Annotated in this window: 14 protein-coding genes; 6 read left to right on the forward strand and 8 right to left on the reverse strand. The window is 71.1% G+C overall.

What is annotated here, in order from left to right; translation table 11 throughout:
- Window positions 1-111: 111 nt before the first annotated feature.
- Window positions 112-750 (reverse strand): winged helix-turn-helix transcriptional regulator, encoded by a 639-nt coding sequence (locus ACWEBX_RS11440; RefSeq protein ID WP_451884652.1) that lies wholly within the window; start codon window positions 748-750, stop codon window positions 112-114.
- Window positions 751-834: 84 nt separating this feature from the next.
- Between ACWEBX_RS11440 and ACWEBX_RS11445 the strand changes: the two genes are divergently transcribed.
- The 4 genes from ACWEBX_RS11445 (at window position 835) to ACWEBX_RS11460 (ending at window position 4,056) form a co-directional block, all read left to right on the forward strand.
- Window positions 835-2,052, forward strand: a complete 1,218-nt coding sequence (locus ACWEBX_RS11445) for a pyridoxal phosphate-dependent aminotransferase (RefSeq protein WP_451884653.1) — start codon at window positions 835-837, stop codon at window positions 2,050-2,052.
- A 103-nt stretch (window positions 2,053-2,155) separates the two neighbouring features.
- Window positions 2,156-2,815: a histidine phosphatase family protein gene (locus ACWEBX_RS11450; protein WP_451884654.1), complete on the forward strand. Its 660-nt coding sequence runs from the start codon at window positions 2,156-2,158 to the stop codon at window positions 2,813-2,815.
- Between the two features lie 54 nt (window positions 2,816-2,869).
- On the forward strand, window positions 2,870-3,514 hold the full coding sequence (locus tag ACWEBX_RS11455; protein ID WP_451884655.1) for a hypothetical protein: 645 nt from the start codon (window positions 2,870-2,872) through the stop codon (window positions 3,512-3,514).
- Between the two features lie 119 nt (window positions 3,515-3,633).
- The gene (locus tag ACWEBX_RS11460; RefSeq protein ID WP_451884656.1) at window positions 3,634-4,056 is read left to right on the forward strand and encodes an acyl-CoA thioesterase; all 423 of its coding nucleotides are present in this window, start codon (window positions 3,634-3,636) and stop codon (window positions 4,054-4,056) included.
- Between the two features lie 45 nt (window positions 4,057-4,101).
- Here the strand turns inward: ACWEBX_RS11460 and ACWEBX_RS11465 are convergent, their stop codons facing one another.
- Window positions 4,102-4,503, reverse strand: a complete 402-nt coding sequence (locus ACWEBX_RS11465; RefSeq protein WP_355774635.1) for a winged helix-turn-helix transcriptional regulator — start codon at window positions 4,501-4,503, stop codon at window positions 4,102-4,104.
- 212 nt (window positions 4,504-4,715) lie between these two features.
- Here ACWEBX_RS11465 and ACWEBX_RS11470 point away from each other — a divergent pair, with 212 nt between their 5' ends.
- Window positions 4,716-6,143, forward strand: coding sequence for an MFS transporter (locus ACWEBX_RS11470; protein WP_451884712.1), 1,428 nt, complete (start codon window positions 4,716-4,718; stop codon window positions 6,141-6,143).
- On the opposite strand, the gene ACWEBX_RS11475 is transcribed toward ACWEBX_RS11470, so the two are convergent.
- Window positions 6,083-6,721 carry a TMEM175 family protein gene (locus ACWEBX_RS11475; protein WP_451884657.1) on the reverse strand — a complete coding sequence of 213 codons (639 nt, stop codon included), beginning with the start codon at window positions 6,719-6,721 and terminating at the stop codon, window positions 6,083-6,085. The two genes, ACWEBX_RS11470 and ACWEBX_RS11475, sit on opposite strands and share 61 nt — an antisense overlap.
- Window positions 6,722-6,953: 232 nt before the next feature.
- On the opposite strand from ACWEBX_RS11475, the gene ACWEBX_RS11480 reads away from it, so the two are divergent.
- Window positions 6,954-7,769 carry a chitosanase gene (locus ACWEBX_RS11480; protein ID WP_451884658.1) on the forward strand — a complete coding sequence of 272 codons (816 nt, stop codon included), beginning with the start codon at window positions 6,954-6,956 and terminating at the stop codon, window positions 7,767-7,769.
- A gap of 104 nt (window positions 7,770-7,873) precedes the next feature.
- On the opposite strand, the gene ACWEBX_RS11485 is transcribed toward ACWEBX_RS11480, so the two are convergent.
- The 5 genes from ACWEBX_RS11485 to uraD form a co-directional block, all read right to left on the reverse strand.
- Window positions 7,874-9,208 (reverse strand): nucleobase:cation symporter-2 family protein, encoded by a 1,335-nt coding sequence (locus ACWEBX_RS11485; RefSeq protein WP_451884659.1) that lies wholly within the window; start codon window positions 9,206-9,208, stop codon window positions 7,874-7,876.
- A 333-nt stretch (window positions 9,209-9,541) separates the two neighbouring features.
- Window positions 9,542-10,918: an 8-oxoguanine deaminase gene (locus ACWEBX_RS11490; protein WP_451884660.1), complete on the reverse strand. Its 1,377-nt coding sequence runs from the start codon at window positions 10,916-10,918 to the stop codon at window positions 9,542-9,544.
- Window positions 10,919-10,996: 78 nt separating this feature from the next.
- Window positions 10,997-11,944: a factor-independent urate hydroxylase gene (gene pucL / locus ACWEBX_RS11495; RefSeq protein WP_451884661.1), complete on the reverse strand. Its 948-nt coding sequence runs from the start codon at window positions 11,942-11,944 to the stop codon at window positions 10,997-10,999.
- 5 nt (window positions 11,945-11,949) lie between these two features.
- On the reverse strand, window positions 11,950-12,357 hold the full coding sequence (uraH, locus tag ACWEBX_RS11500; protein ID WP_451884662.1) for a hydroxyisourate hydrolase: 408 nt from the start codon (window positions 12,355-12,357) through the stop codon (window positions 11,950-11,952).
- Window positions 12,354-12,908, reverse strand: a complete 555-nt coding sequence (gene uraD / locus ACWEBX_RS11505) for a 2-oxo-4-hydroxy-4-carboxy-5-ureidoimidazoline decarboxylase (protein WP_451884663.1) — start codon at window positions 12,906-12,908, stop codon at window positions 12,354-12,356. The genes uraH and uraD overlap by 4 nt, the downstream gene beginning before the upstream one ends.
- Window positions 12,909-12,979 lie beyond the last annotated feature (71 nt).

Here is a 12,979-nt window from a genome sequence, read left to right on the forward strand (position 1 = left end):
CGCCGCTCTCCGTCAGGGAGCGGCGCGGGCCTCTCGCTTCCGGTGCACCGGATCACCTCCGGTGCGGCATCGCCTCGGGTGCACGGGATCACTTCCGGTGCACGGGACGGGTCACGCCTCGCGCAGGGCCTTGGCGAGGGGGCCGTCGCCCGTCACGGCGACGCTTCCCTCGCGCAGCGCGTCGAGCAGCGTCAGGGTTCCCCGGTTCATGGCCTCGCAGGCGCACGCGTCCGGCGCCAGGCGGGCGTCCGGCTCGCGCGGGGCGGGCCCGTCGCCGTAGAGCGGTCCTTCCCCGGCACCGAGCCACACATGGAACAGGCCTTCGTCCAGGCGGACTTCGACCAGCCCCTCGCCCCCTCCGACGGTGTCCAGCCCGCGCAGCAGCGGCAGCGCGAACCAGTGGGCCCGTACGGCGTCGGTGGGCCGCCGCTCGCCCAGCGCGGGCCCGCCCCACTCCCCCAACGCCTGCAGGACGGGCAGCAACTCCTGTCCGCGAGGGGTGAGTTCGTACACGTATGCCGCACCCGGAGGCGGCAGGCGGCGCCTCGTGGTCAGTCCGTCGCGCTCCATGTCCTTGAGCCGGGAGGCGAGGACGTCGGTGCTGACTCCCGGCAGATCGGCGTGTAGATCGGTGTACCGGCGCGGTCCGCCGAGCAGTTCGCGGACGATCAGGAGGGTCCACCGGTCCCCGACGGCGTCGAGGGCGCGGGCGGCGGAACAGTACTGGTCGTAGCTTCGGCGCGGTGACATGCGACGCAGTCTAGCTATCTTGTTGGACTTTCCAAGCTCCCACTTGGTAAAACCAAGCAACACCACAACCGGAGGGCGCAGCGCATGGAGTTCCGGCAGTCGAGCAAGCTCAGCGAGGTCTGTTACGAGATCCGCGGCCCGGTGATCGAGCACGCCGACGCACTGGAGGCGGCGGGCCACAGCGTGCTGCGCCTCAACACCGGCAACCCGGCCCTCTTCGGTTTCGAGGCGCCGGAGGAGATCCTCCAGGACATGATCCGGATGCTGCCCCGGGCGCACGGCTACACCGACTCGCGCGGCATCCTGTCCGCCCGCCGAGCCGTCGCCCAGCGCTACCAGGACCGAGGCCTGGACGTCGGCGTGGACGACGTCTTCCTCGGCAACGGCGTCTCGGAACTGATCTCCATGGCCGTGCAGGCCCTGATCGAGGACGGCGACGAAGTCCTCATCCCCGCCCCGGACTACCCGCTGTGGACCGCCGTCACCACGCTCGCCGGCGGCAAGGCGGTCCACTACCTCTGCGACGAACAGGCCGACTGGTACCCGGACCTGGACGACATGGCGGCGAAGATCACCGACCGGACCCGCGCGGTCGTCATCATCAACCCCAACAACCCCACGGGCGCGGTCTATCCCAAGGAGATCGTCGAGGGCATCCTCGACCTCGCCCGCCGGCACGGCCTGATGGTCCTCGCCGACGAGGTCTACGACCAGATCCTTTACGACGACGCCGTGCACCAGTCGGCCGCGGCCCTCGCCCCCGACCTGGTGGTCCTCACCTTCTGCGGCCTCTCGAAAACCTACCGCGTCGCCGGTTTCCGTTCCGGCTGGCTGGTCGTCACGGGCCCCAAGCAGCACGCGCGCAGCTATCTGGAGGGGCTGACGATGCTGGCCTCCATGCGGCTGTGCGCCAACGCCCCCGCGCAGTACGCCATCCAGGCCGCGCTCGGCGGCCGCCAGTCGATCCACGAGCTGACCGCGCCCGGCGGCCGGCTCCGCGAGCAGCGTGACCTCGCCTGGGAGAAGCTCAACGAGATCCCCGGCATCTCGTGCGTCAAGCCCAAGGGCGCGCTGTACGCGTTCCCGCGCATCGACCCCGCCGTGTACCCGATCCACGACGACGAGAAGTTCGTCCTCGACCTGCTGCTGCGCGAGAAGATCCAGGTCGTGCAGGGCACCGGCTTCAACTGGTCGCGGCCCGACCACTTCCGCATCCTCACGCTCCCGCACGCCGACGTCCTGGACGCGGCGATCAGCCGGATCAGGCGGTTCCTGAGCGGCTACCGGCAGGAGAAGGGCTGAGGAACCGGGTGGGCCGACCGGAGGATCCGGGGCTGCGGCCGCGCCCGCCGGATGGCACCGTACGAGGGACGGCAGCGGACGCGGGGACGGAAAGGGCGCGGCGATGGGTGACCTGCTCCTCGTACGGCACGGTGAGACCGAATGGTCGATGTCCGGGCGGCACACGGGGTCGACCGACGTCCCGTTGACCGACAACGGCCGCGAACAGGCCCGGCGGCTCCGTCCGCTGATCGCCCGGCACCACATCGCCGCGGCGTTCGTCAGCCCGATGCGCCGGGCGCGGGAGACGGCCGAGCTGGCCGGGATCGGCCACGCGCGCGTCGACGCGGACCTGCGCGAGTGGGACTACGGCGGGTACGAGGGGGTCACGACCGTCGAGATCCACCGGGAGCGGCCCGACTGGTTCCTGTTCACCGACGGCGTCGCCCCCGGACCGCCCGAGCATCCGGGGGAGAGCCCGGACGAGGTCGGGGCGCGCGCCGAGCGGGCGCTGGCGAGGATCGACGCGGCGCTCGCCGAGTCGGAGGGCAGCGTGGTCGTCGTCTCGCACGGCCACTTCCTGCGGGTGCTGACCGCGCGGCGGCTCGGTCTGAGCGCCCAGTCGGGGGCCGTCTTCCAGCTCGGCACCGGGACGATGAGCCGGCTCAGCACGGAGCACCGCCGGCATGTGGTGGCGGGCTGGAATGTCAGACCCGACGCGTACTGTTCCCATGACTCCTTCTCCCCGGCCTCCTCGGCGGGAGAGGGAGCGGAGGAACACTGAGCCGCGGCCGGGCCGGAGCGCGGTGGCACCACCGAGTGGTGGAGGGAGCGCGCCGTGACACGACCGCCGAGCGCCGCACAGCGGCGCATCGTCGACGCGGCCGACCCCGTGACCGGGCGGCTGAGAGGCACGGAGGCCCAGCTCGCCGCCCTGGTGAAGCGCGGGCTCGCCTTCCGTCATCCGCGTCCCCCGCGCGACCACTTCCTGACACCGGCCGGGCACCGGCTGCGCGAGGCTCCCGGGGACTCGGGGCCGGCCGCGGCAGCCGAGGGGTCCGCTCCGGCGGCCGCGGCGGCGTCCGGGGTGTTCGCGGCGCGGGCCGGCGGCGAGGAGGGGACCGCGGAGGGGCCCGCACGGCTGAGAGAGGTGCGCGGGGCCTGGCAGGGGCTCCTGGAGCTGCGCCGGATGACCCGTCCGGACGGTGCCACGGACCTTCCGTGCGCCTGGGAGCGTACGCATCTGGTGCGGGCCGCCGCTCTCGCGCTGGAGGCGGCGGGGCACCGTCCCGCCCGGGCGGAGGGCGGCGGGTACCGCATACGGGAGACACCGCAGCCGGAGGCCGTCGCCGTGCACGAGCCGGACCCGGGGGCACTGCGGGCCTGCGCGGCCACCCTGGAGAAGGCGGGCTGGCAGGTCGGCGAGCACACGGAGCCGCGCACGGGCGCCCGGTACGTTCTGGCCTCGCCCCGGCGGGCGTGAGCGGCGTGCACCGAAGCGTCGATCCGGCGAGGCGCCGAAGCTTCGAAGTCGGTGTCGGAGTCGGAGTCGGAGTCGAGCAATCAGCAGCAGTCGCAGTCGCAGTCGTCGGAGGGAAAGTCGTGGCAGAGCCGTTCTTCGTCCCCGTGACCGTTCGCGGATACGAGACCGATGTGCAGGGGCATCTCAACCAGAGCGTGTATCTGCAGTACGCCGAGCACGCCCGCTGGTCGGTGCTCCAGGCGGCCGGGATCGGCCAGGCGGAACTGCTGGCCCGCGGTGTGGGCCCGGTCGCGCTGGAGACGACCATCCGCTACCGGCGCGAACTGCGGGCCGGCGACGAGGTCGAGGTGACGTGCGCCTTCCTCTGGGGCGAGGGCAAGAGTTTCCGCATCGAGCAGACCATCCGGAAGACCGACGGCACGGTGGCCGCCGAGATCACGGCGGTCGGCGGGCTGATGGACCTCACCGAGCGCCGCCTGGTGCCGGGAGCCCGGGACGCCTTCACGTCACTGGCGAAGGACCCGGGCCCGCTGGGCCTCTGACCCGGCGGGTCGAACCGCCGGTGCCCCGCCGGTCCGCCGGACGGCCTACGCGTCGACCAACTCCGGCCGGTGCTCGGCGTCGTAGGCCGCGCGGGACTCGGCGATCGTGACGCGGTGCCGCTCGGCCCAGTCGGTCAGGGAGAGCAGCGTCGCGTGCAACTCGCGGGCGACCGGGGTGAGTTCGTACTCGACCTTCGGCGGGACCGTCGGGTGCACGGTCCGCGTGACCAGGCCGTCGCGCTCCAGATTGCGCAGGGTCAGCGTCAGCATGCGGCGGCTGATCCCCTCGATACTGCGCTCCAGTTCGGTGAAGCGGATCGGGCCGTGCGCGGCGGCCACGATGATCAGCACGCTCCATTTCCCGGCGACCCTGTCAAGAACCTCGCGGACCGGGCACGCCTGCGCGAGCACTGCCTGCGCGGTAACACCGGTGTTCCCCTGGGACATCGAAGTGCCTCCTTATGCCGGTCTCCCATGGTCACTCACGATGTACCCCGTTACAAGTCGTGCACCAAGGGAGAACGTCCGTGGAACCGGAGCGGTCCACGGAGAACACGGAGGTCACCGTCATGCCGTCCCGGACCGAACCGGCGGGCTCGCCGACACCACGAACGTACTCCCGGTGGGCCTCGCTCGTCGTCCTGTGCGCCGGCACGCTGATGACGATCCTGGACGGGAACATCGTCACCGTCGCCATGCCCGCCATCCAGAGCGACCTCGGCTTCTCCGCCCCCGGACTCGCCTGGGTCGTGAACGCCTATCTGATCCCGTTCGGCGGGCTGCTGCTGCTCATGGGGAGGCTCGGCGACCTAGTGGGCCGCAAGCGGATGTTCACAGCCGGGCTCGCCGTGTTCACCGCGGCGTCCGTGCTGTGCGGGGTCGCCGACGGCCAGGTCACGCTGGTCGTGGCCCGCGCCCTTCAGGGGGTCGGTGGGGCGATGACCTCGGCCGTCGTCCTCGGCATGCTCGTGGCGCTCTTCCCCGAGCCCCGCGAACAGGGCCGCGCCATCGCGGTGTTCAGCGCGGTCGGCGCAGCGGGCGGGGCGCTCGGCACCTTCCTCGGCGGCGCGCTGACGCAGGCCCTCAACTGGCACTGGATCTTCCTGATCAACCTGCCGATCGGCGCGGTGGCCCTGGTCGCCGCCCTGCGGATTCTCGCCCCGGACCGGGGAGCGGGCCTGCGCGGCGGCGCGGACTATCCCGGCGCCGCCCTGGTCACCGGCGCCCTGATGCTGACGGTGTACACGATCGTCGGCGCCGGGGAGCGGGGCCTCGCCGGAACCCTCGCGCTCGGCGCGCTCGCCCTCGCGCTCTTCGCCGGCTTCACCCTCCGCCAGGCACGGGCCGCCCGGCCCCTGCTGCGGCTGCGGCTGTTCCGCTCACGGACCCTGACGAGCGCGAACGGCGTACAGATCCTGATGATCGCCGGAATGTACGGCTTCCAGTACCTCGGCGCGCTCTACCTCCAACGCGTGCTCGGCTACAGCGAGTTGCTCACCGGTACGGCGTTCCTGCCCGCCCCGGTCACCATCGGCGCCCTGATGCTGACCCTGTCGGCGCCGGCGATCGTCCGCTTCGGCCCGTACCGCGTCCTGCTCGCCGGACTCGCGCTCATCACGGCGGGCCTGGCCCTGCTCGGCCGGGCCCAGGCCGAGGGCGCGTACGTCGCCGACGTGCTGCCCCCGCTGCTCCTGCTCTCCGTGGGGTTCGCGGCCGCGATGCCCGCGGTGACGGGACTCGCCATGGCGGACGCCGGCGCGGAGGACGCCGGTCTGGCCTCCGGGCTCTTCAACACCACGCAGGTGGTGGGCGGTTCACTGGGGCTGGCCGTGCTGACGACACTGGCGGCGAGCCGCACGGAGCGCCTGACCCGCGCGGGCGAGCACGTCGTCGCGGCGACGGCGGACGGCTACCGGCTGGCGTTCACGGTGGCCATGGTCATCGCGGCCACGGCCCTGACGCTGGCCGCGGCCCTCCTGCGCCCCGGCCGAGGCTCCACGAGCGCCTCGGTGGAGGGAGTTCCTCCTCACGAGCCCTCTTCCGCCGACCCGGCCGCGTCGGGCGTACGGATCGGCACCGGCACCTGATTGAAGCCGTAGTAGACCGCGAGCAGCCCGTGCGCGGCCAGGGTCAGCGGCGCCGAGACGAAGGAAAGCGCGACCGTCGCCGGATAGGCGAGGGAGCCGAGGGCGAAGCGGACGCGGGTGCGCCGGGCGCCTTCCACATCGACGCGGCCGTCGAGAAGGCGCCCGGTACGGGTGAGATGCCACCACACCGCCTGGAAGGCGAGGGCCATGGCCACCATGACCAAGCTGTAGACGGCGGCGGCGGCATGGGATGCCTTGCCCTCGCGCAGATACTCCGCCACCATCGCCGTCGGCCAGGGAATGGCAGCCACCACCATCAGCAGGAGCAGGTTCAGGAACATCAGGGTGCGGTCGACCCGGGCGACGTAACTGAACACCTGGTGGTGGTTGATCCACATGATGCCGATCACCAGGAAGCTGACGACGTAGGCGGCATAGGAGGGCCACTGCTCTCCGAGCGCGTGCCACAGTCCGCCGTTCTCACCGGCCTCGGGGACCTTGATCTCCAGGATCAGCAAGGTGATGGCGATGGCGAAGACGCCGTCGCTGAAGGCCTCCACGCGGCCCGACTCGTTCATGCCCGACTCTCCCCGTTGTGACCGCGTCCTCACGTGGTTTCCGCACATGGGTTCCGCGCGACTTGTGTGCCGTCCGTACCATCCGTGCGCTCCGACCGTAGCCCAGCGCGGTTCGACATTCGGCCCCGGAGCGTCAACTCGCCTTCCCCTGACGGGTATACGCCGTCCTCAATCTCTGGTAGGAAACTTTCCTAACAGTACGCGGCAACACCACTCCCCCATCGGAGGTACCGTGCACACCCCCCACATAGGCACTTCACGGCGCACCCTGCTCACCCTGATCGGAGCCTCATTGGTGGCAGGACCCCTGATCGCCACCCAGACCGCGACCGCGGCGGCGGTCGGGCTGGACGACCCGGCGAAGAAGGAGATCGCCATGAAGCTGGTCTCCAGCGCGGAGAACTCCTCGCTGGACTGGAAGGCGCAGTACAAGTACATCGAGGACATCGGCGACGGGCGCGGTTACACCGCCGGGATCATCGGCTTCTGCTCCGGCACCCACGACATGCTCGATCTCGTCGAGCTGTACACGCAGCGCAAGCCCGGCAACGTCCTGGCCAAGTACCTGCCCGCGCTGCGCGAGGTCGACGGCAGCGACTCCCACGAGGGCCTGGACCCCGGCTTCCCGGCCGACTGGCGCCGGGCCGCGCAGGACTCGGCGTTCCAGCAGGCCCAGAACGACGAGCGCGACCGCGTCTACTTCAACCCCGCCGTGCGGCAGGGCAAGGCCGACGGCATCGGCGCCCTCGGCCAGTTCACGTACTACGACGCCATCGTGATGCACGGCGACGGCGGCGACAGCACCAGCTTCGGCAACATCCGTCGGCGCGCCCTGACCAGGGCCAGGCCGCCGGCCCAGGGCGGCGACGAGGTGACGTACCTGAACGCCTTCCTCGACGCACGGGTGTGGGCCATGAAGCAGGAGGAGGCCCACTCCGACACCAGCCGCGTCGACACCGCACAGCGGGTCTTCGTCCGCAACCGGAACCTGAACCTCAACACACCGCTGGACTGGAAGGTCTACGGCGACAGCTACCACATCGGCTGACGGGCCCGACAGGGCGGAGGGCGCGGCACGTTCCTCGTGCCGCGCCCTCCCTGTACCCGTTCAGCCTCCGTAAGTCCGTTCACCCTTCGGATCGTTCGGCCCTCTCAGTGGGCGGGCACCGCCTCGAGGTCCTCGCCCGTCTCCATGGGGTGGGTCACCTCGCCCGCTTTCTCGCGTCCCCTGCCGAGGTGGTTGAAGACGAGGTTGAGGACGACGGCGGCGACGCAGCCCGTCGAGATGCCGGAGTCGAGGACGATCCGTACGGTCTCCGGGAACGCGTGGTAGAACGCCGGCGCGGTGATCGGGATGATGCCGACCGCGAGGGAAACGGCCACGATCAGCACGTTGTTGTCGTTCTCGAGGCCCGCCCCGACCAGGGTCTGGATGCCGCTTGCCGCGACCGAGCCGAAGAGGACGACACCCGCCCCGCCGAGCACCGGGCGCGGGACGACGGCGATCAGCGACGCGGCCATCGGGCACAGGCCCATCAGCACGAGGAAGCCGCCCCCGGTGGCGACGACGTACCGGCTGCGGATCCTCGTCATCGCGACGAGGCCGATGTTCTGGGCGAAGGCGCTGCACATGAAGCCGTTGAGGAGCGGGCTCAGCGCGGAGCCGAGCGTGTCGGCCCGCAGTCCGGCCGCGATGGTCTTCTCGTCGGCAGGGCGCTCGACGATCTCGCCCAACGCCAGCATGTCCGCGGTCGATTCGGTCATCGAGACGACCATCACCACGCAGAGCGAGAGGATCGCGGCGAGCTGGAACTGCGGGGCGCCGAAGTGGAACGGCGTCGGGAAACCGACCACGTCCGCGTCGGCCACCGGCCCGAAGTCCGTGACGCCGAGGGGGATCGCCACGAGCGTACCGATGACCAGGCCGAGCAGGACCGCGATCTGCTGGACGAAGCCGCGGGTGAAGCGGCGCAGCAGAAGGACGACGACGAGCGTCGCCGCCGCGAGCCCGAGGGAGGTCCGCGAACCGTAGTCGTCCGCCGCGGGGTCGGGGCCCTGCGCCCAGCCGAAGGCGACCGGCAGCAGCGAGACGCCGATGAGCGTGATCACGCTGCCGGTGACGACGGGCGGGAAGAAGCGGACGGCCCTGCTGAAGAACGGGGCCGCGATGAATCCGAGGACGCCCGCGATGACGACCGCGCCGAAGATGATCGGCAGGGCGTCGCTCTTGTCCTTGGCGGAGGCGACGACCGCGGTCATCGGTGCGACACCGGCGAAGGTGACGCCGTTGACGAAGGGCAGCCGGGCTCCGATCTTCCAGAGGCCGAGGGTCTGCAGCAAGGTGGCGAGACCCGCGGTGAACAGGCAGGCGCCGGTGAGGAAGGTGAGTTCGGTGGCGGAGAGACCGACCGCGGCGCCGACGATCAGGGGCGGGGCGACGACTCCGGCGTACATGGCGGCCACGTGCTGCAGGCCGCTGGTCGCCATCCTGAGGGCGGGCAGTTTCTCGTCGACCGGGTGCTTCGACCCGCCGGTTGGTCCAGTTGTTCCAGTTGGTCGTGCATCGGTGCTGGGCTCGGGCTGGGCGGCCACGGCGGCTCCTCCGGTCGGGTACACGTCGTCGACGTGGGTGTCAGGGAGGTGATGCGCGGTCGTGCGGGACCGGGACGACGACCGTCGCGCGGACAGGAGTCCAGGCGGCGGAGACCGCTCCGGGGCGCGCACGTCCGTGCGCGCCCCGGAGACGGCCGGCGTGGACCCTGCTCGGGTCCACGGCCACCGGCCGAGGGCCGTCCCCCTCGGCCGGAGTTCTGCGGCGGGTCAGTCCTGCCCGGCGATCCGCGCGAGGCGCCGCGCCTCGTCCCGGGTGGAACGGGCGATGGCGTCCTCGTCCACCAGCAGCAGGCGGCTGTCCTCGACGACCGGACGGCCGTTCACGAGCGAGAGGGTGACCGGCGCGGCGGCGCCGAACACGAGCGCCGTCACCGGGTCGGCGATCGAGGCGTGCGCCAGGGTGTCCAGTCGCCACAGCACGAGGTCGGCGAGCTTGCCGGCCTCCAGGGAGCCGATCTGGCTTGCCCGGCCCAGGACTTGAGCCCCTCCGTAGGTGCCGAGGCGCAGCGCCTGACGGGCGTTCAGGGCGGCCTCGCGGTGGGCGCCCAGCCGGTTGATGAGCAGGGCGTTGCGCAGCTCGGTGTGGAGTTCGCCGGACTCGTTCGACGCGGTGCCGTCGACGCCGAGGCCGACCGGGACGCCGGCCGCGAGCATGTCGGGGACCCGGGCGATGCCCGCGGCCAGCCGGGCGTTGGAGGAGGGGCAGTGGGCCACGCCCGTCCTCGTCCGGGCGAAGGCGGCGATGTCGGAGTCGTTCATGTGGACGCAGTGCGCCATCCACACGTCCTCGCCGAGCCAGCCCGTCGACTCGAAGTACTCGGTCGGGCCCATGCCGAACAGCTCCTTGCAGAACTGCTCCTCCTCCACGGTCTCCGAACCGTGGGTGTGCAGCCGTACCCCCTTGCGGCGGGCCAAATCGGCGCCCTGCTTCATGAGTTCGGTGGAGACGGAGAAGGGCGAACAGGGCGCGACGGCGATCTGGGTCATGCTGTCGAAGGAGGCGTCGTGGTGCTCGTCGACGGTCGCCTCGGTGGCGGCGAGCGCCCCTTCGAGGGTCTCGACGGCGAAGTCCGGGGGCAGTCCGCCGTCCTTCTCGCTGCGGTCCATGGAGCCGCGGGCGAGGGTGAAGCGGACTCCGGTCTCGCGGGCGGCCCGGATGATCGCGCCGGACAGGTCGCCCGAACCCTTGGGGAAGACGTAGTGGTGGTCCATGGCGGTGGTGACGCCGCCGCGGGCCATCATGGCGAGGGAGCCCTGGGCGGCCACGTAGGCCATCGGCTCGTCGATGCGCGCCCAGGTCGGGTAGAGCGCGACGAGCCAGTCGAAGAGGTTGTGGTCCGTGGCGAGGCCGCGGGTGATCCACTGGTAGAAGTGGTGATGGGTGTTGACCAGGCCGGGGGTGGCCAGGTGCCCGGTGCCGTCGACGCGGCGGACCACGTTCTCCAGGTTCTCCGGGGCCTTTCCGGCACCCACCGACTCGATCCTGTTGTCGGCGACGACGATGTGCCCCGAGGCGTACTCGGTGTCGCCCGCGTCCACGGTCGCGATGGCGCAGTTCTCGATGACGATGCGCTGGACTGGCACTGCGGTTCCTCGTTCTTCCGGATCGGCGGACGGACCCGGCGGCCGAGGGGGGTGACGACCGGGTCCGTGGTGGCGGTTCTAGAGGTTGGTGAGGTCGACCGGGATGCGTGGGTCGCAGCCGTCGCGCAGGACGGTGGCTTCGATGAGTCCGTAGGGGCGGTCGGCCGCGAAGTAGACCTCGTTGTCGTTCTCGAGGCCGAACGGCGTGAGGTCGACGAGGAAGTGGTGCTTGTTCGGGAGCGAGAAGCGGACCTCGTCGATCTCGTCGCGGTGGTCGATGATCCGCGCGCCCATCTCGTACAGGGTCTGCTGGAGCGAGAGGGAGTAGGTGTCCGCGAAGGCCTGGAGCATGTGCTTCCTGACCTCGTCGTAGGACTTGTCCCAGTCGGGCATCGTCTCTTCGTCGCCGGTCCAGGCGAAGCGCCAGCGGCTGGAGACCTGGGTGGCCAGGATGCGGTCGTACGCCTCCGGGAGCGTCGTGTACCTGTCCTTGACGTAGCCCCAGAACTCGGAGTTCGTCGAGTTCATCACGACGAGGTCCTTCAGGCCCGAGACGACTTCCCACGCCTCACCGTCGTAGGTGATCTGGGTGACGCGCGTCTCCTGGTTCCTACGGACGAAGGAGTGCCTCGGCTCGTCCGCGCCGGCGGCCCGGGAGGCGGCGTCCGGGGCCTCGATGCGCTCCCAGGCGTACTCCTCGATGCGGATGCGTGCCCGGTGGATCGGCTCCTGGCTGGTCACGAAGTGCCGGGCGAGATCGATGCCGAACCGCTCGGCGGACTCGATGCCACGCTCCTTGGCGAACGCGTACACCGTGTTCTTGGTGGTGTCAGTCGGCAGGACGTTGGCGTTGGAGCCGGAGTGGTGTACCTCGTCCATGTCGCCGCTCAGCGCGACGGACACGTTCAGGTCCTTGATGTGGTGCGTGGCGCCGTCGCGGGTGATCCGCACGACGCGGTTCTCGGCCTTGCCGTACTGGTTCTGCCCCAGGAACACCGGGCGGCCCTGGCGGGAAGGTTCGGTCATGTCTGCTAGCTCCCTCGGTAAACGGAGTAGCCGAACGGGTTGAGCAGCAGCGGTACGTGGTAGTGCTCGCCCGGCCTGACGGCGAAGGTGATCGTCACCTCGGGGAAGAACGTCTCGCTGTCCCGATTCGCGGGGGCGTCCTGCTGCGCATCGGCTCGCTGTGTCGTTGTCGCCGGATCCTGCTCGAAGTACCGCTCGACCTCGAAGTCGAGCCGTACGTGGGTCGTGCCCTCCGGCAGCGCCGGAAGGTCCCTGCACCGGCCGTCCGCGTCGGTCGCGGAACCGCCGAGCGCCCGCCAGTCGCCCTCGCGCCCCGCGCGGGCGGCGAGCCGGACCGCGACGCCCCGGGCGGGGCGGCCCACGCTGGTGTCCAGGATGTGGGTGGACACGGAGGCCGTGGTCTCGGTGCTCATGCCTCTTCTTCCTGTACGGGGTCCGCCGCGAGTTCTTCCCGCACGGGGTCCCTCACGAGACGGCCGAGCCGGATGCGGTTGATCTTTCCCAGTTCGACGCGGACGATCTCGCGCTCCCGCCCGGCCGGGTTGCCGATCCGTTCCCTGACCGCGTCGCGCATCTGCTCCCCGGTCCGGCCGGTGGCGCAGACGAGGAAGACATGCCCGAACTTCTCCTGGTAGGCCAGGTTCAGTTCGAGCATCTCCTCCTTCACCTCCGCGGAGGCGCCGGCCATCCCGCGCTGTTCGCGCGAGGAGGCCGGGTCGCCGGGCTTCGGCCGTCCGATGGGCGGGTGCCCCGCCATCGCCTCCGTCAGGTCGGCGGTGGTGAGGCCCGCGGTGGCGGCGTCGCTCCGGGCGTACAGGTCCTCGGCGGTGGCGTAGGGACGGGCGGCGATCAGCCGTTCGGCCCACGTCCGGGAGGCGCACACCTCGTGGAGGACGGCGAAGGCCGCGGACTCCTCAAGGGTGTTGAGGCGGGCGAGGCCGCCGGATGCCGTACTCGACTCCATGGGAAGCCTCCGTGGCCGTGTGCTGGACGGGCTGCGGACAGCTAACGCCCTCGGCGAACCGACGTCAACAC

It is taken from the genome of Streptomyces sp. NPDC005070 (assembly GCF_053600395.1).